Below are 24,695 nucleotides of genomic sequence, written 5' to 3'. Positions count from 1 at the left end.
CTGATCCGGCGGCTACGGGAGCTGCCGGTGAAGCACCTCGAAGAGCTGCTTCAGCATGAGGTACGTCAGCCCCCAGACGACCCGCTCGTCCACGAGCAGGCACGGGAGCTGGAGGACGTTTCCCTCGTGCGTGTACGCATAACGCGAGGTGCGCTCGCCGCGCGCGAGCGGCCCGAGCGGCGTCCAGAGCGCCTCGGCCACCTCGTCGCTCAGGGTGAGCTCCGGCGTGGAGCGCAGCGCGAAGACGAACGGGGCGACGATCATCCCGGCGCGCCGCCCGCGCGCGACCGCCGGGACCTCGGGGAGGCGCGCGAGCAGGGTCCCGTGCGCCGCGAGGTCGATCCCCACCTCCTCCCGCGTCTCGCGGATCGCGGTGGCGAGCAGGCTCTCGTCCGCCGGCTCGCGCCGCCCGCCCGGGAGCGCCATGTGCCCCGACCAGGGATCGGCCGGGTGATCGGCCCGGCGGATCAGGAGGAGCTCGGCTTCCCCGGGCTCCCGGCCCTCCGCAAGAGGATCGAGCGCCGTGCCCAGAGGCCCCGCCGGCGCCCGCAAAATAGCGGCGACCGCGGCCTGGCGCTCCTGCGTGAGCAGGTCGAGCGCGGCCTCGCGCGCGTCGAGGCGGGCCATGATGGCGGCGAGGTCGTAGGAGGAGAGCACCGTGGTCAGGATAGCATAATATCTATCGCTATTTAGCGCGCGGCGGCGGCGCTCGTTGATCGAGCTCGCGGCGGGCCCGGATGCGAGGCGCGCAGGCCGCTCGCCGGGCCTCGGCCATGGCGTGACGCGCCGCGGCCCTCCGTGCGAGCACCGTCAGGGAGCCGCCGTGGCGAAGGTGTCCCACGCGTCGCAGAGCTCTCCCTTCAGGCCGGCCTGCGGAGCGATGTCGCGATCGAGGGTGAGGCTCTCGTCCCCCTCCGCCTCATACCTCGGCCACGCGACGGCGCCCTCGCCGTTGGGGTCCCCGCTCGCCGCGTGGCGCGACCAGTACCCCATGATTTGCTGCGACATCTCGAGCTCACCCTCGGTCAGCGGCTCCGGCAACACCAGCGTCGGGTTGCCGAACACGAACTTGATCTCGGCAGAATGGAAGGAGCCGAGATCGCCGAGCAGCGAGCTCTCGGGCGCATAGGTGAAATGATAGAGATACGTCGCTGCGCCGCCGCCCGCGATCGCGCGCGCCGCCCGCCGCGTCGGGCACACGAACATCGAATCACCCAGCGCCGCGATCGCCGCCGCCTGCGCCGAGCCGTAGGTCTCGCTCGGATAGAGCGCCACCACCTCCTCGCCGTGGCCCGGGGCGAGCGTCTCGGCGAACGCCTCGAACGCGGCGTCGTCGGCGACCGCCGCGGACTCCCCCCAGAGCGTGACGAAGAGCGTGCCCTCATCCGCGTTGCTGCCGAGGATCGTCGGCACCTTCTCGAAGCTCCCGGCCTCGAGGAGCTTGCCCGGCGTGTCGGGGAGGTTCCATCCGTCGACGACCGGGAACCAGGTCGGGCCGGCGCCCTCGAGGAAGGCCGCGCCCCGCGGCAGCGCGCTCATGATCTCCTGGGCCGACTTGCCGCGGAGGCACTCGAGGACGGAAGGCGCGTCGGTGCAGCCCAGCGCCTCGACGAACTCTTGGCCCTGCGCGCTGGCCGTCGCCTCATCCGCGGCGGAGTCGCACGGTCCGCTCTCGATGATGGCGGTATGGAACAGGCCTTTGCTCCTGGGCGACACCAGGTGCATGCAGACGCTGATGCCGCCCGCGGACTCGCCGAACAGGGTGACCCTGCCAGGATCCCCGCCGAACGCGGCGATGTTGGCCTTGACCCATTCGAGCGCGGCGCGCTGGTCCTCCAGGCCATACGCGCCTGTCGCGGGGTGATCGGGATCCTCCGACTTGAGCTCCGGGAGGGCGAGGAACCCGAGCGGGCCAAGGCGGTAGTTGAAGGTGACCACCACCGATCCGGTCGCCTCGGAGAGCGCCCGGCCGTCGTAATCGGCCTCCCCGCCGCTGCCGAGCTCGAAGCCGCCGCCATGAATCCAGACGAGGACGGGTACGGACGAGGACGCCGGGCGCTCGGGCGTCCAGACGTTCAGGGTGAGGCAGTCCTCTCCCGAGCTCTCATTGAAGCCCGGGGTGAGCAGGTTCAGCTGCGAGCAGGGGATGCCCACCTCGACGGCAGCCCGCGGCTCGGTCCACGGCTCGTGCGGCGCGGGCGATCTCCAGCGCAGCTCCCCGACCGGCGGCGCGGCGTACGGGATGCCCAGGAAGGTGCGCGTCGCGCCGACGAGCGCGCCCTCCACCGGACCCGCCTCCGTCTCGACGAGCGGCGCAGTCGCCTCGCCGCCCGAGCCACCGGCGCCGCCCGAGCCACCGGCGCCGCCCGAGCCACCGGCGCCGCCCGCGCCGCCGGCGCCGCCCGCGCCGCCGGCGCCCTCCAGAGCCGGCTCGCTCGAGCTGCAGGCGGCAGCGAGCAAGCCAAGAAGAATCATGTGCGACAATGAAGGTCGAATGGGCATGATCGTCTCCGTCAAGAGCAAATCGTGAATGCAGGACCGTGCGAAGAGGAGAGCGCGGCGCCGAGGACGTGGGTGGCGATGAAGGCCGCCAGTCGGCGGAGCGACGTTCTGTGCACGCGGAATTCAACCATGAAGCGCGAGCGGTGGTGCTGGAATCTGACGTCGCTGTCTGAGAAGCTCCCACGGTGACAGCTTCGTGCCGTGGGGCAGGGCAACCTTGACACGGCGAAGGGCGCGAACTCCTTCTGTGCCCATGGCAACTCATCGAAAAGACGGGATCGCGGGCGGCGCTGGGCGTCGAGGGGCTTCGGCGCATGCGTACCAGGGCCGCGCGGCCCGCATCGGGAGATCAGGCTGCTCCGGGCTGCTGGCCTGCATGGTGATGGCCGGGAGCGCGTGCAGCTCGGATCCGGACCCCGGGGGGGCCGGGGGGACCGGCGGCACGGCCGCGTCCAGCGGGAGCGCGGGCGGCGAGGGCGCAACCACGGCGACCGGCGCGGGGGGAGAGGGGGGTGGAGGCGACATCACGCCGGTCATGCCCGATATCCACCCGGAGGTGTTCGGCACGTTCGACACGTCGGAGCTGACGGTGTTCGCGTTCAGCCAGGTGGAGGTGAACGAGGCGGATCCGCAGGTGCTGGAGCTCGCCCCGGACATGGTGCCGAGAGCGTGGCAGCGCTGGCGCGACACCGGAATCCAGGCCGACGACTATGACGCCGAGTACCTGGCGAGCTGCCGAGAGCGCGGCATCCGCTTCGTCGCGGGCAGCACCGCATCCATCGTCTTCGAGGACGAGGTCGACAGCGAGGAGCAGTTTCTGGAGCAGACCACGCGCAACGCCGCGGGCGAGCTCGTCGCCCACGACCAGATCGTGCCAGGCGCCCACCGGTCGAGCATGGCGTCCCCGAGCTACCGCGCGCGGCTCGTCGAGATGGGCAAGCTCCAGATCGACCTCGGCGTCGACGGGCTGAACTTCGACGAGATCAACGGAGGCTACGGGGGCGCGGAGTATGACGGCAACGAGGGGTTCGACGACCACCATGTCGCGGACTTCGGCAATTATCTCTGTCGCAAGCACGGCGGCCGTCCGGACGGCTGGCAGCAGGGGTTCGATCTCCTCCCCGAGGACGGGCTCGATTGCGGAGGGGCGCCCGAGACCGCCGGGAGAGGCTTCGATTTCCGCGGTTACCTCCAGCGCGTGAACGCCACGGTGAAGCCCTTCGACAGCGGGAACGAGCTGCTCGTCGAGGAGTGGGGCCGGACCGTGGGAAACCGTCCAGACCCGCAGCTCGGGACCTTCGTCGAGGTCTATCCGGCGCTCGTCTACTGGCAGGAGGTGGTGCTCGAGCTCCGCCGCTACGCGCGCGAGCAGCACGGCCGCGAGATCTTCATCTCGTCGAACGGCATCGTGCCGTTCGTCGACATGCAGAGCGTGGGCCTGTACGACTGGAACATCGACGGCGACGGCCCGCGCGGCATGAACTGGGTGCCTGTCGTGGAGGGACACCTCGACGGGACCGTATCGTTCCAGACAGCCCTGCGGGGGCTCAAGGCGCGCTCGAAGCGCGTTCAAGAGCTCGTCGGCGGCAAGGAAGTCCCGCTGATGCTGTTCCTGGACTGGCCGAACGACATGATGAACCGCTACTACGGGCTCCCGCTGGAGGAGCGGAAGGACTATTTCCGCGTCTTCGCCGCGGAGGCCTACGCGAACGGCCTGTACTTCGCCCTGCCGCTGCACACAACAACGGACGAGAGCACGGCGACCGCGCTCGAGATGATGGAGTTCTTCGCGCGCTTCCGCGACTTCTACAAGTCCCACGAGGACCTGGTCCACGGAGCGACCGACGTCCCAGGGCCCGTGACCCTCTCCTTCGAGGAGTGCGCGTCCGCCGAGCAGCCCGAGGCGTGCGCGGGCGAGAAGAAGATGAGCCACAACCTCGTGCGCCTCGCGGACGGCCGCACGGTGCTCCACGTGATCAACCACGAGTACAGCGCAGGTGTGGTGGAGCAGGCGGGAGTGACGGCGAGCTTCCCCGTGGACGCGAGCCCGACGCAGGTCACTGTCGCGTCGATCGACTTCGAGGAAGATCGCGTGGTGCCCTTCTCGTACGAGGACGGCGTGGTCACGGCCGTGGTCGGGGCGCTGCCGGCCTCCGTCGCGATCGTCGCGGAGTGAGCCGGGCAGCGCTGTCCACCCAGAACGCCTGGGGGGTCGTTACTGGCCTGTGACGTAGAACACGCCGCGCAGATCCTCGGTCGCGGAGATGGCGCCCGGCTCGCCGCCCGGGGAGCGCCAGGAGGTCACGCGGAACTGATAGTACATGCCCGGATCGAGGGGACCGCCGTACTCGACCGAGACCTCGTCGACGCCGCTCGATCCCGGGATGCTCGGCCCAGCGCACGTCGGGTCGTCCCCGAGGCACCACACGAGGTCGCCATAGGCGTTGTAGACGACCACGGTATAGAAATCCTCGCTGGAGTCGTCTCCCCACCGGAGCGTGGGCGCGGCCGTCACCGGCTCGGGATCCGTCGCGCCCGGGCCGATCAACGGCAGCGACTCGGTGATCTTGAACGAGGTCGGCAGCGAGACGTCCTCGCCGGGGCTCGGCATCTCCACGGTGACGAGCTGCGTGCCGGCGATGTTCGGATCGGGATCGCGGACGAGGCTGTCGTTCTCGAACGCGGCCAGCACCACGTATTTGCCAGCGGGTACGCCGGAGATGCTGAACTCACCGCTCACGTCGGGCGGCCCGCTGAGCGGCGTGCGCAGCCCTCGCGGCACCTCCCCGCGGACGAAGGTGTCGTTGAACGTGGACGCGACGACGACCACGACGCTTGTGGTCGAGCCGCCAGGAGCGTCGACGATGTTGAGCGTGCCAGTCAGGGTGCCGAGGGCGGCGTCCGAGCGCGCCAGATCCACGCCCGTGACCGCCGTGTCACCGACCTCCGCGGCCTTCGGATCGAGCGCGAGCCCCGCCGCGTAGCCGCTCACCGAGTAGCCGCCGGCCGGCACGTTGAAGATGGTGTAGGCGCCGCCGCGATCGGTCACCGCGCTGAACCCCTTGCCGCCCTCGTCCTCGGCCACGACGAGCACGCCGCCGGACTGCTCGTCCGCGAGCACCGAGCCCGAGATGCTCGGCAGCCCCCGCAGGTCCTCGGGCAGCGGGATCAGCGCGATATCCGTGAGCGCGGTCTCGATGCTCCACCCGTCGTCGCCCGACGTCGCCTCGCTCGAGGCGATCGGCAGCGCCGTGCGGAGCCCACCGGGGAAGGGCTGGTGGTCCTGCGCGCTCGCCCGCAGCGTGAAGATCACGTCGCCGATCGGCGCGCCGTTCTCCGTGCGGGGTACCGGCACCTCGAGCACGTAATTCCCTGCGGCGTCGGTGATCGTCACGTCCGTGATCGCGGTCGCCTGATCATCGAGCGCGAGCACGAGCGCGCCCTCGATGCCCGCGGTGCTCTCGGAGTCGAAGACGGTCCCTCTCGCCAGCACGGGCGGATAACACGCATGGCCGCCTGCGACGAGCTCGGCGCAGGTGAGCCCGCCCGCGCACAGCGGGGCCTCCGGATCGCACGCGCCGCCTTCGGCGATGCCACAGATTCCCCCTCCGTCTCGCGTCTTGCCGCAGACCGCGTCGTCGAGGCAGAGATCGGGGCCCGCTGGATCGCACGCGCCGCCAGGCGGCGTCTGGCAGGTTCCGTCAGCGCCGCACGTCGTGCCTTCTGCGCAGAAGTCCTTCGCGTCCCCGGCGCAGGGGCCTCCGAGCGGAACTCGGCATGTGCCGTCGTCGCCACAGACGGCATCGCCCAGGCAATAGTCTGTGCCGCCCGCATCGCAGCCGGCGCCCGGCGGCGCATAACAGATGTGGTCCTCGCCGCCCTCGGCGCACACGAGGCCGCTCGGGCAGCCGTCATCCGGAGCACATTCATCGCCGGCCTTCTCCGGGTCAGGCCCGCAGCCCAGCGCGACGAGCGGAAGAGCGACGGCGGCGGCCTGCGCGGCCAGACGAGCGTACTCGGCAACTTTCATTGAAGTGTCCTCCCTCTTGTAAGTTGAGATGCGACGCGGTCGCCAGCGCGGCTCAGCGCTCTCTCGCCCGGGCAATCTGGATGACGTGAGGTGATTGCCACTCTCGCCCTGGGTCAACGAGCTGGCCAGCACATGCCCCCTGCAGTGCCCGGGCGATCCGTGGACGGCTCAGCTTTTATATTGTCCGAGGAAGTGCCACTTTCCGGGCCAACGACCACGCAGGCCGACACGCGCGCTCGAGCGACGCCGGAGGTGTGTCCGGCGGCGCGCCATGCCACACAGCAGCGCTATTGCGCGAGCGGCGGCGCGTGCTCGTCCGTGCGGGTGGCACCGGAGCGCGGCTCGACCGACATCTCGCCGGTGAGCACCGTCAGCGCGACCTTGATGGCGATCGTGAGCACCATGAACCCGACGGCCCAGATGCCCGCCGTGATCTTCCACTCGGCCATCGAGGGCACGTACTCGACGAGCTCGTGCAGGGTGCTCGGCACGAAGCCCGGGATGATGAGGCCCATGCCCTTCTCGATCCAGACGCCGGCGAAGGCGGCGACGCAGGCCGCGTTGAGGTAGGCGCGGCTCCCGCGGCTCGCCGGCAGGTGCAGGAGCGCCGCGGAGGTTACGTTCAGCGCGACCGCCGACCAGATCCACGGCACGAGCGCGCTCTTGCCGTGCAGGCCGAAGAACAGGTAGGTCACCGCGGTGCTGTGCGTGCCGCCGGTGTAGAGCGACGTGAAGAGCTCCGAGCCCAGCATGAACAGGTTGAGCAGGACGGTCACGCGGAGCACGGAGGTGAGCGTGCGGATCGGCCCGTCGCCCACGCGAAACCGGGTCAGCCGGGCGACGAGCTGGAGCAGCAGGATCACGAAGGCCGGCCCGGTGATGAAGGCAGAGGCGATGAAGCGGGGGGCGAGCAGCGCCGAGTTCCAGAAGGGGCGGCCGCCGAGGCCCGAGTAGAGGAACGCCGTCACCGTGTGGATCGACACCGCCCAGCCGATGGACAGGAACACGAACGGCAGATACCACTTCCTGTCCGGCTTCCTGCCCAGGTACCTCGTGTAGATGAGGTAGCCCGAGATGTGCAGGTTGATGAACAGGTAGCCGTTCAGGACGATGACGTCCCAGGTCAGCATCGAGATCGGCCAGTTGAACCGCCCGAGCCCAGGCAAGATGTGCCAGAACCTGTCCGGGCGCCCCATGTCGGCCACGATGAACAGGAGGCACACGACGATGGCGGCGATCGCGAGCAGCTCGCCGAGGATCACGACGTCGTGCATCTCGTGGTCGTCGTAGAGATACGCCGGGATCACCATCATCACGGCGCCCGCCGCGAGCCCCACGCCGAAGGTGAAGTTCGCGATGTAAAGGCCCCACGAGACGTGGTCGGTCATGCCGGTGACCCGCATGCCCTCGGCGAGCTGGTGGGCCCAGGCGTTCGCGCCGACGAGGGCGATCGCCGTGAGCACGGTCATCCAGAGATAGAAGCGCCACGAGCCCTCGAAGCTCTGGCCGATGACCCGGAGCAGGAAGCGCGGGTAGGTGATGGCGTGCGTGTCCTTGCCCATCGTGGCTCCGCTCGCTCAGACGTCGAAGAAGTAGAAGAAGCGCGGCCGCGTGCCGAGCTCCTCCTTGAGGATGAAGATCCGCTTGTTCTCGAGCACCCAGCGGATCTCGCTCTTCGGATCCAGGAGGTTGCCGAAGACGCGCGCGCCCGTGGGGCAGGCCTCGAGGCAGGCCGGCATCCGGCCCTCGCGCGTCCGATGCAGGCAGAAGGTGCATTTCTCCACGACGCCCTGGGGCCGGATGCGGTTCGACAGGTAACCCTGGTCCGGGTTGATCTCGTCCGCGGGCACCTCGGGCTTCGTCCAGTTGAAGCGCCGCGCGTGGTAGGGGCAGGCGGCCTCGCAGTAGCGGCAGCCGATGCACCAGTTGTAATCGACCGCGACGATGCCGTCGGGCTCCTTCCAGGTCGCCTGGACGGGGCAGACCTTCACGCAAGGCGCGTTGTCGCACTGCTGGCACTGCACCGGCAGGTAGTACTTGCCCTTCGCGGGCACGGCGTGCTCGTACGTCGCGTCGCCCTTCTCCATGTCGAAGCTGCCCTGATCCATCTCGAGCACGCGAATGTAGGAGTTGTTCGTGCGCCGATCGTGGTTGTTCTCCACGTGGCACGCCTCCACGCACTTGCGGCAGCCGATGCACACGCTCAGGCTGAGCGCGTAGCCGAACTGCACCCCTTCCTGCGGGCGGACGTCGCGGATCGTGACCTCGCGGCCGTACTCCTCGCGCGTCTCTCGCTCGAGGCGGTCGATGACCTCGGCGAGCTCTTCCCTCGTGAGCTCCTTGTAGTGGCGCTGCAGGAACTGATCGAGCGAGAGGTCCTTGCTCCACGCGCGGAGCGGCTCCATCGCGTGGGCGAACGCGGAGGCGCCGAGCGTGGCTCCGAGCACCTTGAGCGCGACGCGCCTGGATGTCTGGGTCATCGGTGGGCTCCTTCTCCTGCGCCGCGCGCCTCCACGAAGCGGTCGCGCGGGGGCAGGACGGGCATCGACGGCTGGAACGCCGGCACGTGCGGATCGTGGCAGTCGACGCAGTGGTTGCGCACCCGCGCGCCGCCCGCGTAACTGCCGTTCATCCCGCCATGAGCCCCGTTCGCGTAGTCGCGGAGCTGGGGGCCGTGGCACTGGGCGCAGAGCTGCATGGCGTCGCGCATCGGGAGGAGCGCGCCATCGGCCTTGCGCAGCGTGTCCTGCTCGCCGATCACATGGCACGAGGCGCAGCTCAGCCCGCCGTGCTCGAACCTCAGCCCGACGTGGAACTCGTCGAGCTCCGCCGTCGAGGTCGGCAGCGCACCGGGCCTGCGGAGCGAATGGCACGTCACGCACGCCGCGCGGATCGGCCGGCCCAGCGAGTCCCGCTTGTCCGTGGCGACACCGGAGAGCTTGTCAGGGTGGTGGATGCTCGCGGAGGCGATCGGCGTCGCGTCGAGCGCGGGGCGCAGCCCGAGCGGCTGGTCGCGACCCTGGCAGCCTGCCGCGTGCGCCACGCAAAGGAGTCCCAGCATCGCGGCGGCCCCGGGAAGATGAAGAGAGGAGTGCACGGTGCGATTCACATCGCACGCCACGTGCCATCGCGCGCGTCCGGGGCGGCGCCGCGGCCCGCGGCTCCGCGCGGTGCAGGGCGCGCGTCCGGACGCACCGTTTGCGCTGCCCCGCGGTCCGCGCGCGCCAGGGATCTCCGGTGAGGCGCAGGGCGCACGCCGCGATGGACGGGCCTCCCGGCGACGATCTCGCGTGGCGTGGACCTTGCGATGTGGCGCTCGACCCGCTCGAACACATCCACCCGATCAACCCCAAACAGGCGTTCCGATGCCCCTCAGTGCTCTTGTCATCACGCTCTCCGATGAGCCCAGCGCGCGAGCGCGGGCGTGTCGCTCGCTCGCCGCAGAGGCGGCGCTCTCGCTCGGTCCGCCCTGTGGTTCGAGGCTGCCCGCGATCGCCGAGACAGCGACCCTGCTCGCGGGCGAAGAGCTCGTGGAGCGGATGCTCTGCACCGACGGGGTGGACTTCGTCGACGTGGTCTCGGTCGACTTCTCGGATCTGGAGCCATGATGGATCGCCGCGATTTTCTGAGGTGCTCCGCGATGGGCGCGGCGACCGTGGCCGCCAGTCGGCTCGCGCTGGGCAAGGACGGCGTCGCCGCAGCCCAGGCGGCCCCCGGGGCGGGGACCGCCTCCGATGTGGTCTGGAACAAGGCGCCGTGCAGGTTCTGCGGCACCGGCTGCCACGTGCAGGTGGGCGTGAGAGGGGGCCGCGTGGTCGCGGTCGCGGGCGACCAGAGCGCGGACGTCAACAAGGGCCTGCTCTGCGTGAAGGGGTATCACGTCGGCCTCGCCCTCTACGGCAGAGACCGGCTCACGAAGCCGCTGCTCCGCAGGAACGGCAAGCTCGAGCCCATCGGCTGGGATGAGGCCATCGCGATCGTCGCGCGGCGCGCGATGCAGAACCCGGCGGGGTTCGCGCTCTACGGCAGCGGCCAGTGGACTATCCCCGAGGGGTACGCGGCCAACAAGCTCGTGAAGGCGGGGCTCGGGAACAACCAGATCGACCCGAACGCGCGCCTCTGCATGGCCTCTGCGGTGACAGGCTTCCTCTCCACCTACGGCGTGGACGAGCCGGCCGGCTGCTACGAGGATCTCGACAAGTGCGATGTGCTCCTCATGTGGGGGAACAACCCGGCCGAGATGCACCCCGTGCTCTTCTCGCGCGTCGTCGACCGGCGATCGAGGGGCGAGCAGGTGCTCCTCATCGATCTCACGACGCGGCGCACCCGCACCTCGGCCTTCTGCCAGCACACGCTGTATTTCAAGCCGAACACCGATCTTGCGATCGCGAACGGCATCGCGCACCTGCTCGTCGAGCGCGGGACGTTCGACCGGGCGTTCGTCGACAGGTTCTGCAACTTCCGCAAGCGGACGGAGCACCCCACCCTCGAGGGGCAGCCGATGAGCTTCGAGGAGTACAAGATGGCGCTCGCCGAATACACGCCGGAGCGCGTGGAGGCGATCTCGGGCGTCGCCGCGAAGGACATCCGGATGCTGGCGGATCTCTTCGGGCGCCGCGATCTGCGGATCACGAGCCTCTGGTGCATGGGGATGAACCAGCACACCCGCGGCACCGCGATCAACGATCTGGTGCACGGCGTGCACCTGCTCAGCGGCCATTTCGGCAAGCCCGGCGACGCCCCGACCAGCCTGACGGGTCAGCCGTCGGCCTGCGGCACGGTGCGCGAGGTCGGCACGCTCGCCCACGGGCTCCCCGGCGGCCTCGTCGTCACGAACGCAGAGCACCGGAAGGAGGCCGAGCACCTCTGGAACCTGCCCGAGGGGCGGATCAACCCGAAGCCCGGCTACCACACGGTCGAGCTCTGGAAGCGCTTCTCGACCCCGAAGGAGCAGGGGGGCGACATCGACACCATCTGGGTCATGGTGACCAATCCAGGCCAGTCGTTGCCGAACACGAACGAGCTCTTCGACGCGAGCCGCAAGATCCCGGGCAAGTTCCTGATCGTGTCCGACGTCTACCCGACGGCCACGGTGCGCGCCGCGGACCTCGTCCTGCCCTCGGCCATGTGGGTCGAGAAGAACGGGATGTTCGGCAACTCCGAGCGCCGTACGCAGCAGTGGTTCAAGATGGTCGAGCCGCCCGGCGAGGCGCGGGACGATGCATGGCAGATCATCGCCGTGGCGCGCAAGCTCCACGACATGGGCTTCGCCGGGATGAAGGACAAGGACGGCCGTTTCCTGTTCGACATCCGGAAGGACGGCAAGGAGGTGCCGGTCTGGGACTACAGGCATTACCACGACGTCAACGTCGACGAGCAGCTCTTCGAGGAGTACCGCGAGTTCAGCCGGTTCAAGCACAAGGACCTGGCGCCGTACCGCGAGTACGTCAAGGCGCGGGGCCTGCGCTGGCCCGTCGTCGAGCAGCCCGACGGCTCGTGGCGCGAGACGCGGTTCCGCTTCGCGAGGTTCGATGACCCTTATGCCACGAAGGAGGAGATCCAGTTTTACCACTCGGTGACCAAGGACGACCGGGCGCTCATCTGGTTTCACCCCTACGAGCCGCCGCCCGAGTCGCCCGACGCGGAGTATCCCTTCTGGCTGTGCACGGGCCGCGTCCTCGAGCACTGGCACACGGGGTCGCTCACCATGAGGATACCCCAGCTACAGCGGGCGATGCCGCAGTCGTACCTGGAGATGAACCGCGAGGACGCGCGGACGCTAGGCGTCGGCGACGGCGAGGTCGTGATCCTGGAGAGCCGGCGTGGCGCGCTCGAGCTGCCTGTCTGGATCGAGGGCCGGGGCGCGCCGCCGCCTGGCACGGTGTTCGTGCCGTTCTTCGATGAGACCGTGATGGTGAACCGCGCGACGCTCGAGGCGTACGATCCGCTCTCGAAGCAGCCGGACTACAAGAAGTGCGCGGTCAGGATCCGCCGCAAACCGCAGGGCAAGCGGGGAGAGGCGCGATGAAGGACGCCCGCGGCCTGCACGTCGGCCTCGCCGCGATCGTCGCCGTCGCGGCGGCGGGCTACTTCTCGGGAGTTCGCGGCACGGAGCAGGGGGTCGCCGAGCTGCGCGGCGATTCCCCTCCGCCCTCGGCGAGCGTCGAGGCGCGCAGCTACGCCGACATGCGCGAGCGCGCGTACGGCCCGAACGCCGGCATATACGAGGGCGCATTCGCCCGGCTCGAGGCGGCGGACGCCGATCTCTACGCGCCTGTCGAGCAGTCGGAGGCCGATCGAGAGGCGGCGCTCGAGCGGCGCGCTTCCCGCCGCGCCTACGACGGCGCGCCGCCCACGATCCCGCATCGCATCGAGCAGCTCGGCGCCCCGGATTGCCTTTCGTGCCACGAGCGCGGGCTGCGCGTCGCGAACCTCACCGCGCCGAGGATGAGCCACCGTCGCTACGAGAGCTGCACGCAGTGCCATGTCGTCGGCGCCGACCCGAGGCCGCTCGCGGAGACGCCGCCTCCGCCCGACAACACCTTTGCTGGCATGCCGTCGCCGCGGCGAGGCGCCCGCGCCTACGAGGGCGCGCCGCCCACGATCCCGCACCCAACGCTGATGCGCTCGGAGTGCGCGAGCTGCCATGGCGTCCATGGCGCCCTCGGCATGCGCTCGACCCACCCTTACCGGCAGAGCTGCACCCAGTGCCACGCGCCTTCGGCCGAGCTGGATCAGCGCGCGCCCAGGCCCCTTTCGGCGTGGCCGCCGCCGAGCATGGGAGCGGACAGGCCATGAAGCTCCCCTCCACGGATGAGACGGATGTCGGTCCCGAGATCCCGCTGCCGCCCTTGCAGGAGGCCGTGCTCGACGACGCGACCCTCGATCAGCTCTTCTTCGACCTCGCCGAGGCCGCGGAGCTCGTCTCGGTGTCGCTCAAGGCCGGTGCGACCTCCCGCGCGGGGGATCTCCAGCGGGCCGGCAGCGCGGGCGGCGAGCTCGCCCTCGCCCGCCGCGCGCTCGGCGACGGGACCGCGCTCGGGGTGCAGATCCGTTATCGCTTCGCGGGCTCGGAGTGGTGGGACACGCTGCTCCGGGTGCCCTCCGGCGTGCGCCTCGTGCGCGTCCGGATCGAGGACGCCCTGGGATAGCGCGCCGCGCACGGGTGGCGCCGTCATTCGATGACCAGAGAGCGAGTCAGAGGCCGACGGTAGCCCGGAAGAGCTGGCCGTGTCCCTCGATGGCGTAGCTCCCCGACGAGAACGGGACGAAGATCGAGCCACCCTGGCGGAGCTCGCGGGCAGCGCCGCGCGCGTCGACCAGCGAGGCCTGTCCCCGGGTGCAGAGGATGATCTCGGGGCCTCGGCGGTCATCGGTCCTCCAGGGGGCCGCGGCCTCGAGGTCGATGCGGGAGAGCCGGAACTCCGGCGCTGGGGTGTCATAAAAGGATTCCACCCCCACCTGGCGCGGGACGATGGGCTCGACACGCCACGGCGCGAAATCGAGGACGCGAACGAGCTCGTCGACGTTGACGCGCTTCGGCGTGAGCCCGCCGCGCAGCACGTTGTCGGAGCTCGCCATGATCTCGATCCCGACCCCTTGCACATAGGCGTGCAGACGGCGCGGCGGCAGGTACAGCGCCTCGCCAGGCTCGAGGTGCACGTCGTTGAGCAGGAGCGCGATCACGACGCCGACGTCGCCCGGGTAGAGCTCGTGCAGGCGGAGCGCCCAGCCAGCGGCCCGCGCGAGCCATCCGCCCGCCTGGGCGCGCTCCCGGCACGCCTCGACCACCGAGGACACGAGCTCGCGCCGGGCGGCCGGTTCGAGCGCGAGCAGGCCCTGGACGAGCCGCGCGACCGCGGCCGCGTCGATCACATCGGCGCTGCGCGGGACGAGCGCGTCCCCTGGGCCTCCGGCGAGGAGCTCGAAGACCTCCGGCAGCGCGGTGGCCGGCCGGAAACCGCAGAGGGCGTCGAACGGGGTGAGCGCGCAGATGAGCTCGGGTTTGTGGTGCGGGTCGCGGTAGGTGCGCTCGGGGGCGTCGACCGGGACGCCGGCGGCGTTCTCCGCGTCGAACCCGCGCCGCGCCTGCGCTTCGTCCGGGTGTGCCTGCAGCGACAGCGGCTGGTCGGCCGCGAGCACCTTGAGCAGAAAGGGGAGCCGAGCGCCGAAGCGTTCGCGCGTCGGTCCGCCGAGGAAGGCGTCTGCGTGCTCGGAGATCGCGTCGATCAGGCGCTCTCGGCCCCCGTCGAGCTCGATGCACGAGGAGGCCGCCGGGTGGGCTCCCATCCAGAGCTCGGCCTGCGGTTTGTCGGAGGGGCGCTGTCCGAGCAGCGTCGCGATGGCGTCCCGGGAGCCCCAGGCGTACTCCTGAACACGGTTCTCGAGCGAAAACATTGGGATAGCGCGCTCCTGCAAGGCGCCACCCTACCTCATGGCACCGGAGAAATCAGCTCTTGAGCGGGCGGTGAGGAGGCGCCGTTCCGGCTTTACGAGGTCGTGCGAGCGCTCTACGCTCGCCGGATGACGATGCGCCAGGACGACGCGAAGTTCACGCCCATCCTCGGGAGGCTGCGCGACGCCGCGCTGGCCTATCCCGAGGCCGTGGAGGAGTTCCCCTGGGGCGACCGTGTCGCCAAGGTGCGCGGGAAGATCTTCGTCTTCCTCAACACCCACGAAGGGAAGCTCGTTGTCACGGCGAAGCTCCCGCAGTCGGGCGAGGCCGCGCTCATGCTGCCGTTCGCGGAAGCCACGGGGTACAACCTCGGCAAGAGCGGTTGGGTGACGGCGCGCTTCGGGCCGAAGGATCGCGTGCCCGAGGCGATGCTGCTCGAGTGGATCGAGGAGAGCTATCGCGCGGTGGCGCCGAAGCGAGCTTTGCAGTCGCTGGATGGCGCGGCGCCGACGCCCGGGAGGCCAGGGAAGCCAATCAAGACGAGCGCTCCAGCAGCGCGTGCTGCGGCGAGCCAGCGAGAGGCGCACGCGACGGCCGCTGCCGCGGGGAAGGCTGCGGCGGAGAAGGGGACTCCCGCCAAGAGGGCTGTGGCGAAGAAGGGGGCTCCCGCCAAGAAGGTGGCAGCGGCGAAGGGAACTCCGGCAAAGAAGGCTGTGGCGAAGAAGGGGTCTCCCGCCAAGAAGGCTGTGGCGGAGAAGGGAACTCCGGCGAAGAAGGCTGCGGCGAAGAAGGGGTCTCCCGCCAAGAAGGCGGCGGAGAAGGAGAGCCGGCGAAGTCCATAACGCTTGTGAACGAGGCGGCGCCAGCGGACGCGGCCAGCGCGCCCGGCCGGTGAGGCTGAGTGCGTTCGTCGCCGCCCCCGCGCGTCGAGACGGACTCTACACGCCGACGGAGGAACATCGATGCGCCACCGCGAGCCATCCAGGGATGCGTCGTCCGAGCCGCAACCGCAACCCGCCAGGCCTCCTTCGTCCCCACCACGCTGGCGCCGGCTCCGGTTCGTGGTGCTCGCCGTCGCCGTGCTCTACCTCCTCGCGGTCGCGTCGATCTGGCTCGCCCTGCCCATCGTGGGCGACCGATGGTGGCCAGGGACGCTCTTTCTCTTCGGCCCGCGTCAGATAGTCGCCGTCCCTCTCCTCGTGATCGTGCCCGCCGCGCTCCTCGTGCAGCGCCGCGCTCTCCTCCCGGCGGCGCTGGCATCGGCGATCGTGGCCGGGCCGATCCTCGGTTTCTCGTTCTCGCTCCGGGCCCTTTCCGGAGACGCCGACAGTCCCGATCTGCGCGTCGCCTCCTTCAACACGGGGAGCCGCGCCATGAACATCGATCGACTCAAGGGCTTCGTGGCCGAGACCCGGCCCGACGTGCTCGCGCTGCAGGAGTGCTCGGCGTCGGAGCCGGAGCTGAACGCGGCATTTCCAGGATGGTCCGTCCACGTCGATACCGGGATGTGCCTTGTGAGCCGGCACCCTCTCCTCAAGGTCGAGTCCAGGGATCGCCGCGACGTCTGGAATCAAGGCGGCCACGGCGCGATCCTCCGCTACGCGATCGCGCTGCCGGACGCGCTGCGGCCGAGCTCGGAGGAGCCGCGCGGGACCCGTGTCTTCAGCTTCCTCAACCTGCATCTGGAGACGCCCCGCGAGGCGATCGAGGCGCTGATCCACGGCCTGTGGAAGCAGGCAGCGGAGCACGATCGCGTCATCGCATTGCGTGTCTGGGAGTCCGAGCTCGCGCGGCAGTGGGTCGACGAGGCGCCCTATCCGGTCGTCATCGCCGGCGACTTCAACATGCCGGTCGACAGCGCCATCTACCGGCGCTTCTGGGCAGGCTTCGAGAACGCGTTCTCGCGCGCCGGCCTGGGCTTCGGCGCGACGAAGCGGACGCGCTGGTTTGGCGTCCGCATCGACCACGTGCTCGCCGGGCCTGGCTGGACGACAGAGCGCGCATGGATCGGCCCGGATCTCGGCTCGGATCACCTCCCCATCGTCGCCGACCTGCGCTGGAGCGGTACCCCGCGCGAAGGGCGCGCGGAGCGCTAGCGCGGCGTCGCCGCGAGGACGAGCGGGGAGGCTCGAGTCGGCCCGTCATGCGCGCGCGGGGCGCGGGCCGCACAGCGGGCGCAGCGCCTCGCGCTCGGCCGCGGACAGCACCGTGATGGGATACTTCGGATCGCCGCTCGCGCGATCGAAGAACGGATGCGGCCACGCCTTGCCGCGGAGCTTCCAGCCGAGCAGCTTCCGGGCCACGTGCGCGAGGAAGCGCACGCTCGGCCTCAGCGACCCGGGCGGCGGCTCGCCGATGGCGAACTTGCCCAGGATCGCGCCGCGCGGCGCGCCGAAGACCTCGTCGCACGGGCGCGCGCCCGGCGCTTGCTGGAACAGCTCGGTGACGATGCCGATGAACGGCAGTCGCGGCGTCAACGTGTTGCCGAGCGGCGTCTTGCAGCAGCTCGCGTACCAGCGATAGAGGCCCTTGGGCGTCAGGCGCGCCGCGGCGACGAGCTCGCTGCCGCGGTCGAAGGAGACCGCCGAAGGAGCCACCTGCACGATGTCCGTGCCGCCCTGCTCATCGAGCAGGTCGGCGCGGCCGAGATGGTGCAGGAACGCCTGACAGTCGTCGCAGTAGCAGACGGCGCGGTTCACCGCGTCCGGCGATGCACCGCGCAGCCATCCATGGACCTTTCCGCAGCGACACTGGAGCTCGACGTCTCTGGACATCCGGCTCGCATAGCACGGCTCGACGCGCGCCGCGCGCGCTTCTGGTCGTCAGCGGTCGAGGAAGTCCATCAGCCAGGTCATGGCCGGCCGCATGGTGCCGTTCGGCTGCTGGAGGCCCGTGTTGGCCCTCCGGGTGGAGACAGGGGCACGTCGAATTCACTGGCCCGCGACGGAACGGCGTGCGTGCCGTCCGCCGTCCTGAAGCTGCAACGAGGATTCGATGGCCGAGCCGTGCGCTCAGGGAGATACCGTTGCTCCCGCGCCCCGCGGGCGCGAGGTCAGAAGCCCGGGCGGATGTGTGGCCCGCGAGCCGCGCTCACCCCGCGGGGTGTGTCTCGGCGTCCGCGCAGCAGCGGAAGCCGACCTCGTAGCCGTAGTCGTCTTCCTTGTGAAAGGTCGTCATCGGGCGGCACTGGCTCCGGATCGGACCCCACCATCCGCCCTTGAGCCCGCTGCGGTAGGGGGCCTTCTGGTCGGTGCGCACCACCCACTCGTTGACGTTGCCGTTCAGGTCGAAGACGCCCGCCCACGAGGCGCACTCCGCGCGCCCGCCGGCCGGCTCGCGGCCGTCCAGGCGCGCGAGCTCGGCGGCGCACCGCGCGTTCTGCTGGCACGCTTCGTAGTGGAGCAGCCGCTGCGAGTGGTCTGGAAAGCGGTAGTCTCGGTCCTGATTGCACGTCTCGGCATTCCGCTCGTAGCCGTAGACGTAAGGCTGCGATTCAGGGCCTTCGCAGGCGAAATTGAACTCGGCCTCGGTGCAGAGCCGCTTGCCCTCCGCCGCGCAGAGCCCGGCGGCTTGCTCCCACGAGGTCAGCGTGCGCGGCAGCGCGCCCGGGACATTCGGGTACTCGTACCGGTCCATGCAAAACGAGAGGTGCTCTGTCTTCTCAGCGACGCACCGCGACGGCTCGCGGAATCGCAAGCATCGGGCGGCAACCCCCGGCTCGCCGTGGCGCTTTGTCCATTCGGGATGGTACTCGAGGCATTCCTGCACCACGGCGCTGCAATACTCGCCCTCCACCCGCACCATCCCGTCGGGGCAGCCCTGGGTCGAGCCGGGCAGCGCGATCGGCACCTCGATCATCGCCGGCTGGTCCAGCGGCTCGTCGTTCTCTGTGGCCGGAGGCTCGACCGGCAGCGGGTCCGAGTTCTCCGCCTCCGTCGCCGGCGTCTCGACCGGCAGCGGGTCGGACATCTCCGCCGACTGCTCGGGAATCTCGACGTGCCGGGCGTCGCCTCCACCTCCGCCCCCGCTCCCGCCGCTGTCCGAGGGACCGGTGCAGCTCGAGGTCGCAACGCCAAGCAGTGTCAGTACCGTGAAACCCAGGATACGCACGTTAACCTCTTCCCACGTTTGGCTACATCAGCCTACAGGCGCGGGCCAAAATTGATGCTGACCCGGGCTCGCCTCGATTTCTCGCGAGCGTCGGGAGCCATCCGGAGGCACTGCAAAATCTCGGCCTGCCTCAGCACCCCGAAAAACCGGGCTACGGGGCTGTTGGCCGCGGCTTTGTCCCGTGGCGTGGCCGCCCGGTGGTCCAGGATGGCCGGCCAGCGCGGCCACCCCGGCCCGTCGGCCAGCGCGCGAACTGCGCGCCCTGCGTCCTCTTGCGCGGCGGGTTGGTCGCCGGCCGCCGTGGGCGATCCGCGGGCGTCCGCTGGAATCTGGCGGCCACGCCGACCGCGGGCCCCAGGGCGAGGCGAGGTGGCTCGGCGTGCGCCGCGGGCGCTGGCGCCGGCGCCGACGGCCGAGCGATGCGAACGGGCACCGCGGCGCCAAGGCGCTCGACGGGGATGCGTGGATGGATCGGGCTCGGAACCAGTTCGCCAGGGCCGCTTTATCGAGTTTTGCAGAGGAGCGGGCGTGAGCGCAAGAATGGATGGGGTTACGCTACGTCATGGTGAATTGCACGAGGTAATGAGTTGCCCATTGCGGGCGTCGAGGCCGGGGCCGCCGCTTCTACGCGGGGTTCCCCTCGTCGTCCCACGTGGAGAAGCCGTGCGCGTCCGGATGATGGGTCTTCACCACGCAGAAGCGCTGGCCGGTCGGCGCCTCGAGCACCCACCACGTCGAGGCCTGCGTGACCCGCTTGGCGCCGAGCCGCTCGAGGCGGCGCACCTCGGCTTCGACGTCGTCGGTCTCGATGTCGAGGTGAACGCGGCTCCCGTGCTTCACGGTCTGCACTTCGACCGAAAGATCGCGCGCAGACGCGTCCAGGCGGACGTAGGCCTCGCCGTCTTGGCCGCGCGATCGCATCCCGAGCGCCGCGCTCCAGAAGCGGGCGGCGCCATCGAGATCGTCGGTTCGGCAGTCGATGATGAACCCAGCCAGGCGACTCTTGTGCATGCGATCTGTTAGCACGGCTACCACGGTGCAGCGGCGACGCGACGCGCCCAGGTGAGATTGCTGCCCACGCACCAGTCGATGTGGTGCGTCGCCGTGGTCAGAGGTCCAGCGTCGGCTCCTGGAGCATCAGGCTCACGTCCGCCACGCCGGGCAACGCCTGCAGGCTCGTCACGAGGCCGGCCCGCATGTCGGGGTGGCGAACGCGGATCTGGTAGGCGTGCTCCATGACGGTGCCCTGCGCCGCCTCGCGCAGGGTCACGAGCGAGAAGGTACCGCAGTGCTCGCGGAGGATGCCCGCGATCGGACCGGCGATCTCCGCGCCGGCCTGGCCGGCCGGCGCCACGAACCGGAGCAGCCCGTCCGGCTGCCGGCGCGACCCGTAGCCGGTGACGTGGAGCAAGAGCGTCGCGACGCCGAACATCGCCGCCCCCGCGATCGCCGCGCCGTAGGCCCGCGCGCCGCTCGCCATGCCGATGGTGAGCGACGCGAAGACGAACACGACGTCGCGCGGGTCGCGCATCGTGGTGCGGAACCGGATCGCGGAGACGCCCCCCGCGATCCCGATGCCGGCCGCGATGTTGTTGCCGACGGCGAGCATGAGCGTGCATGTGATGATGCTGCCCAGCGCCATGCTCTGGACGACCGTCCGCGAGTACGAGAGGCCGCGGAACGTGAGCATGTAGACGCCGGCGATGCCCTGCGTGAGCCCGAAGGCGACGAGCAGGGCGAGGAGCGCGTCGCGCCACTCGACGGCCTCGCCGTGCGAGAGCGCCGCCAGCCAGTCCATCATTGCCACCCTGCGACCCGGGTCGCCCGCGCTTCCGGGAGCATCAGCTGCGCGGTGACGCTGTAGCAGTACTTGGAGAACGAGTGCCGGACGAGTTCGAGGCGCCGCACGAGCGCCACCATCCACGCAGGCGGCCTGCGCTCGAACTTGAGCTCGAGGACGCAAACGGGCTCCGGCGTCTGCGTCTGGACGGGGTGGTCGACCGGGCGCCACCCGCCCTCGGAGGCGTCGAGATCCAGCAGTTCCCTGCGCTGGCAGACGATCTTCCGGTCAAACGTCAGGCGCGCGTAGGTGTCGAGGGTGCTCTCGTACGCCTCGCGCTCATAGTCGACAAGGAGCATCGGCCTGAGGTCGTGGCGGTGGAACGCACCGATGAACTTCTCCGCGGCCTTCCGCGCGCCCGGCGGGAGGCGATCGAGCGAGGCGGGGCGGCCGGGCGCGAGCAGTTCGCGCCACTCGCTCGCTGGCACCGCCGCGCGCGACTTGATGATCACATCCTGGACGCGCCGCTTCACCTCCAGGAAGGCCGGGCTGGTCTTCCCGGGATAGGTGCGCACCCGCAGCTTGAAGCGGTCGCGCTGCTCGCGGGCGTTGGCCCAGTAGAGGTCGAACCCGCGGGTGTCGAGGTAGAGCGACCGGATGCGGTACACGCCGCCCGGGCCGGCGTACCGGTCCAGCCGGCCGATCGCGCAGGCGGTAGCCCGGATCGCCGGGACCAGACGCTCCGGTACCAGGTATTTGAACTCGTATCGTTCGATGACGTCCAGGACTCTCGCCTCCTCGGTCGTCAAGGGCAAGCGCGCCGCGCTGCTACGCGTCGCAAAGTTGTTACGGTAACCACGCAATAATGACACAAATTTCGCCGGCGTCCGCAAGCGGAATCCATGGCCGCTCCGCGAGATCTTTGTGCTTTCCCTGCAACCTGCGCGCCTGCGGCAGCGCTGCTGGGGGAGCGCCCGGCGCGGCTCGGGGCCTGCGCGGGCGCTGCTCCTTGCGGTGGGCTGACAGGGGCTCGGGGCCGGCGCCAGCGGGGCGGGCCTTCGGCTGCCGGGGTGACGCGGGCCGGCGCGCTCCCCGCGAAGCGGGCGGAGGTCGCTGCCTGTTTGTGCCACGAGCGCCCAGCTCATGATCGCGTCGTCATGAGTCGATGTCGTGAGCGGTTCCTCGCCGGCGGCGACGCCGTCGCGACGCACCACGCTTGCGCTCATCGACGCGCGGTGTCGGCGCATGTGCCCGGCAGCCAGCGCGTCGATGTCGCTTTCGGCTCGGCTGGCGCGCTCGATCGGTTCGGCTCGGCGGTGTCGCCCTAACCGGCGCGAACCGCGCCGCGTCTCGGCCGCGCAGTCTCTTCCGACCCCCGATTGACCCGATCGATCTCGCGCGAAGTTGTTGAAGGCCGCCTGGATCCAGGCGAGATCGTCGAACGACCCGGATGCGTCAGGTACCCGACCTCCTCGCCGTCCTCCAGCAGATCGTGCGGCGGGCCATGGCCGTCCTCCCGCACGCGCCGCGCGGGAGCCTGCTGCTCCGCGAGGGCGACCGCTTCGTGGCCCGAGCGCTGGTCGGGTTCGACGCGCCACCTGGGGTCTCCTCGCGCGTTCCGGTCGGCGTGGAGGTCGAGGGGGGCGCGCCCGGCACGGCGGCGCCTTCTGACGGCGCGCACGCGAGCCGCATCGTCGATGCGCGGGCGTGGTACCGGACGTACCTGCCTTTCGCGCTCGGGGCGGGCTGCGGCGTCCCCGAAGGCGCCGGGGTGCTGGTCGCGCCCATCCAGCTGTGCGGCGAGCCGGCCGGCTATCTCGCCATCGAGCAGGCCACCATGGAGTCTCCGGGCGAGGAGCGCCGCGCCACGATCGAGGTCCTCGCGGGCACGGCCGGAGATGCGCTGGAGCGGCACAGGCTCTATGACGACAAGGCGAGCGCGGCGCAGGAGATCCGCCTGTTCGAGCGGCTGCTCCACGCGGTGGGCACGACGCTCGCGCTGCACGACCTCATCGAGACCATCGCTCACGGCATCAAGAGCGTGCAGCTCGATCCGAGCTGGAACACGGTGGAGATCTGGCTGCTCGAGGAGGACCGCGTCGGGGACGGCCCCGGGCTCGCGCAGGGCGACCTCTGCGCCCGCGTCTATCGGGCCCCGGCGTCGGAGCCGACGACCTACTTCCAGAACATCCGCGCCGGCGCGGACAGCGCCGCGCGGCCCCTCGGCGTCTCCATCGACTGGCGGACCGGCCATGGCGGCGACGGCGACGGCTCTCAGCGCGCCCTGCTCGATGAGGCGATCGACCGGCGCATGTCCGGCATCATCGTCGCGCCCAGCAACCCCGAGAGCGCGGAGGAGGCGTTCAGGCGGGCGGCCGAGAGGGACATCCCGGTCGTCGTGATCGACACGCCTCCGATCCCCGGCAGTCGGGCGTTGCTCTACATCGGGACGGACAACGTGGCGTCGGGCAGGCTGGCGGCCGAGGTGATGAAGCGGCTGCTCCCGGGCGGCGGCGTCGTCGCGTCCCTCGGCGCCGTGGGGCTCGCGCTGAACATCCGCGAGCGCGTCGATGGCTTCTGGGCGGCGGCGCTCGGGTCGAACCTCACGGTGCTGCCGACGATCCCGTGCGACTGGGATCAGGAGGCCGGGACGAGGCTCGCCACGGTGGCGCTGGAGGGGCGATCCGACGTCGCGGGCGCCTTCGGCGCCGCGGCGGACAACGGGCCGTCCTGGGGCCGCGCGGCGCGAGCCCTCGGCAGGGCCGGAGATCTCAAGGTCGTCGGCTTCGATCTCGTCGCCCGCACGGTCGCCCTGCTCCGGCAGGGGGCGATCCACGCGACGATCGTCCAGCGCGAGGACGACATGGGCTTCCGCGCCATCGAGACGATCCACCGGATGATCACGCGCGGCGTCGGGCCGACCCTCGCCGAGCTGCCGCCTTCCCGTGTCCTCCACACCCGCGTCGATTGCGTCACCCTCGAGCAGACGCCGTGGTCCACGACGCTGAGCGATTACCTCTCTCTCGAGGCCGCCCGCCGGGCCGCGGCCGGGAACGGCGGTCGGATCGCGCCCGTCGCCCCTGCCATCGAGGTCATGATGATCGGGCTCTCGCCCCCCTCGAGCTCCGTCGTCGAGGACCAGGTCTCGATCCCGGCGCGCTCGCTCGTGCGCCGCGCGATCGCGTCGGGCCGCCCGGTCGTGATCGACCCCGCCGAGGGTGGCGCGGAGGCCGCCCTGCCTGCCGCGCACGACGGCGCGCGCACGGCCATCGCGGTGCCGCTGCAAGGCCGCGGCAACGTCCTCGGCGCCCTCGTCCTGAGCAGCGCTCGCAGGGAGGCGTGCGGCGCGGGCGACGTGGCGTTCCTGGTCCGCGTCGCCGGCACGGTGGCGATCGGCGTCGAGAACGCCCGCCTGCTCCGCCGCATCTCCGCGCGGAGCGAGGAGCTCGAGCGCGCCAACCTGCAGCAAGCGGCGATGCTCCAGACGATCCGCGAGCTCTCGAGCCCCGTGGTGCCCATCGCGGCCGGCATCCTCGTGATGCCCGTCGTGGGCGTCATGGATGCCCAGCGCTCCGGCGACTTCATCGCGTCGATGCTCCGCGAGATCGACGCGAAGCGCGCGCACGTCGTGCTGATCGACGTCACCGGCATGGCGTTCGTCGACGCGACGGCGGCGTCCCGGCTCGTCGAGGCGGCGCAGGCGGCCGCGCTGCTCGGCGCCGAGGCGGTGCTCGTCGGCATCCGGCCGGAGGCCGCGCAGATGATGGTCCGGCAAGGCCTGGACGTCGGCTCGATGGTGACGCACGCCAACCTGGCGAGCGGCTTCCGCCATGCGCTCTCGAGGGTGCGCCGCCGCGAGGCGAAGCGCGGCTGACCGC

General features: G+C 70.6%; 21 protein-coding genes. 9 read left to right on the top strand and 12 right to left on the bottom strand.

Translation table 11 applies throughout. From position 1 onward, the window contains the following. Positions 1–12: 12 nt before the first annotated feature. Both WME73_RS26175 and WME73_RS26170 read right to left on the bottom strand, forming a co-directional pair. The gene (locus tag WME73_RS26175) at positions 13–657 is read right to left on the bottom strand and encodes an NUDIX hydrolase (protein WP_437739109.1); all 645 of its coding nucleotides are present in this window, start codon (positions 655–657) and stop codon (positions 13–15) included. 153 nt (positions 658–810) lie between these two features. Next, positions 811–2,475: a carboxylesterase/lipase family protein gene (locus WME73_RS26170; protein WP_437911293.1), complete on the bottom strand. Its 1,665-nt coding sequence runs from the start codon at positions 2,473–2,475 to the stop codon at positions 811–813. Between the two features lie 280 nt (positions 2,476–2,755). On the opposite strand from WME73_RS26170, the gene WME73_RS26165 reads away from it, so the two are divergent. Then, complete coding sequence (locus tag WME73_RS26165) at positions 2,756–4,678, top strand: hypothetical protein (protein WP_437911292.1); 1,923 nt, start codon at positions 2,756–2,758, stop codon at positions 4,676–4,678. A 39-nt stretch (positions 4,679–4,717) separates the two neighbouring features. Here WME73_RS26165 and WME73_RS26160 read toward each other — a convergent pair whose 3' ends face one another. The 4 genes from WME73_RS26160 to WME73_RS26145 form a co-directional block, all read right to left on the bottom strand. Continuing rightward, on the bottom strand, positions 4,718–6,532 hold the full coding sequence (locus WME73_RS26160) for a carboxypeptidase-like regulatory domain-containing protein (protein WP_437911291.1): 1,815 nt from the start codon (positions 6,530–6,532) through the stop codon (positions 4,718–4,720). A 287-nt stretch (positions 6,533–6,819) separates the two neighbouring features. After that, the gene (gene dsrP, locus WME73_RS26155) at positions 6,820–8,094 is read right to left on the bottom strand and encodes a sulfate reduction electron transfer complex DsrMKJOP subunit DsrP (RefSeq protein ID WP_437911290.1); all 1,275 of its coding nucleotides are present in this window, start codon (positions 8,092–8,094) and stop codon (positions 6,820–6,822) included. A gap of 15 nt (positions 8,095–8,109) precedes the next feature. After that, a complete protein-coding gene (locus WME73_RS26150; RefSeq protein ID WP_012237337.1) occupies positions 8,110–9,012 on the bottom strand; it encodes a 4Fe-4S dicluster domain-containing protein in 903 nt (300 codons plus the stop codon). Then, entirely contained in the window at positions 9,009–9,593 is a 585-nt protein-coding gene (locus WME73_RS26145) for a hypothetical protein (RefSeq protein ID WP_437739104.1), read from the bottom strand. The genes WME73_RS26150 and WME73_RS26145 overlap by 4 nt, the downstream gene beginning before the upstream one ends. Before the next feature lie 304 nt (positions 9,594–9,897). On the opposite strand from WME73_RS26145, the gene WME73_RS26140 reads away from it, so the two are divergent. Genes WME73_RS26140 through WME73_RS26125 form a run of 4 tightly spaced genes read left to right on the top strand, consistent with a single transcriptional unit; the run spans position 9,898 to position 13,683 of the window. Continuing rightward, positions 9,898–10,140: a hypothetical protein gene (locus WME73_RS26140; RefSeq protein ID WP_012237335.1), complete on the top strand. Its 243-nt coding sequence runs from the start codon at positions 9,898–9,900 to the stop codon at positions 10,138–10,140. Next, complete coding sequence (locus WME73_RS26135) at positions 10,137–12,560, top strand: molybdopterin-dependent oxidoreductase (protein WP_437739103.1); 2,424 nt, start codon at positions 10,137–10,139, stop codon at positions 12,558–12,560. Before WME73_RS26140 ends, WME73_RS26135 begins: the two co-directional genes overlap by 4 nt. Continuing rightward, a complete protein-coding gene (locus WME73_RS26130; protein WP_437911289.1) occupies positions 12,557–13,330 on the top strand; it encodes a nitrate reductase cytochrome c-type subunit in 774 nt (257 codons plus the stop codon). The genes WME73_RS26135 and WME73_RS26130 overlap by 4 nt, the downstream gene beginning before the upstream one ends. After that, positions 13,327–13,683 carry a hypothetical protein gene (locus WME73_RS26125; RefSeq protein WP_437911288.1) on the top strand — a complete coding sequence of 119 codons (357 nt, stop codon included), beginning with the start codon at positions 13,327–13,329 and terminating at the stop codon, positions 13,681–13,683. The genes WME73_RS26130 and WME73_RS26125 overlap by 4 nt, the downstream gene beginning before the upstream one ends. A 46-nt stretch (positions 13,684–13,729) precedes the next feature. Here the strand turns inward: WME73_RS26125 and manA are convergent, their stop codons facing one another. Continuing rightward, complete coding sequence (gene manA, locus WME73_RS26120; protein ID WP_437911287.1) at positions 13,730–14,929, bottom strand: mannose-6-phosphate isomerase, class I; 1,200 nt, start codon at positions 14,927–14,929, stop codon at positions 13,730–13,732. Between the two features lie 126 nt (positions 14,930–15,055). Between manA and WME73_RS26115 the strand changes: the two genes are divergently transcribed. Next, a complete protein-coding gene (locus WME73_RS26115) occupies positions 15,056–15,769 on the top strand; it encodes an MmcQ/YjbR family DNA-binding protein (protein ID WP_437911286.1) in 714 nt (237 codons plus the stop codon). 219 nt (positions 15,770–15,988) lie between these two features. Beyond that, positions 15,989–17,023, top strand: a complete 1,035-nt coding sequence (locus WME73_RS26110; RefSeq protein ID WP_437911285.1) for an endonuclease/exonuclease/phosphatase family protein — start codon at positions 15,989–15,991, stop codon at positions 17,021–17,023. Between the two features lie 45 nt (positions 17,024–17,068). Here the strand turns inward: WME73_RS26110 and WME73_RS26105 are convergent, their stop codons facing one another. The 5 genes from WME73_RS26105 to WME73_RS26085 form a co-directional block, all read right to left on the bottom strand. Continuing rightward, on the bottom strand, positions 17,069–17,701 hold the full coding sequence (locus tag WME73_RS26105; RefSeq protein ID WP_437739097.1) for a DUF6151 family protein: 633 nt from the start codon (positions 17,699–17,701) through the stop codon (positions 17,069–17,071). Positions 17,702–18,017: 316 nt separating this feature from the next. Beyond that, positions 18,018–19,037 carry an SUMF1/EgtB/PvdO family nonheme iron enzyme gene (locus tag WME73_RS26100; RefSeq protein ID WP_437911284.1) on the bottom strand — a complete coding sequence of 340 codons (1,020 nt, stop codon included), beginning with the start codon at positions 19,035–19,037 and terminating at the stop codon, positions 18,018–18,020. A 624-nt stretch (positions 19,038–19,661) separates the two neighbouring features. Then, positions 19,662–20,048 carry a VOC family protein gene (locus WME73_RS26095; protein ID WP_437739095.1) on the bottom strand — a complete coding sequence of 129 codons (387 nt, stop codon included), beginning with the start codon at positions 20,046–20,048 and terminating at the stop codon, positions 19,662–19,664. Between the two features lie 97 nt (positions 20,049–20,145). Next, positions 20,146–20,838 (bottom strand): DUF4956 domain-containing protein, encoded by a 693-nt coding sequence (locus WME73_RS26090; protein ID WP_437540792.1) that lies wholly within the window; start codon positions 20,836–20,838, stop codon positions 20,146–20,148. After that, entirely contained in the window at positions 20,835–21,632 is a 798-nt protein-coding gene (locus WME73_RS26085; RefSeq protein WP_437739094.1) for a polyphosphate polymerase domain-containing protein, read from the bottom strand. The genes WME73_RS26090 and WME73_RS26085 overlap by 4 nt, the downstream gene beginning before the upstream one ends. Positions 21,633–21,974: 342 nt before the next feature. Between WME73_RS26085 and WME73_RS26080 the strand changes: the two genes are divergently transcribed. Continuing rightward, the gene (locus WME73_RS26080) at positions 21,975–22,145 is read left to right on the top strand and encodes a hypothetical protein (protein WP_437911283.1); all 171 of its coding nucleotides are present in this window, start codon (positions 21,975–21,977) and stop codon (positions 22,143–22,145) included. Between the two features lie 122 nt (positions 22,146–22,267). Next, complete coding sequence (locus WME73_RS26075) at positions 22,268–24,691, top strand: substrate-binding domain-containing protein (protein ID WP_437911282.1); 2,424 nt, start codon at positions 22,268–22,270, stop codon at positions 24,689–24,691. Positions 24,692–24,695: the final 4 nt, after the last annotated feature.

It is taken from the genome of Sorangium sp. So ce302 (assembly GCF_051530145.1).
Taxonomy (GTDB): Bacteria; Myxococcota_A; Polyangia; order Polyangiales; family Polyangiaceae; genus Sorangium; species Sorangium cellulosum_B.
This window is presented reverse-complemented; position numbering and strand designations above follow the sequence as displayed.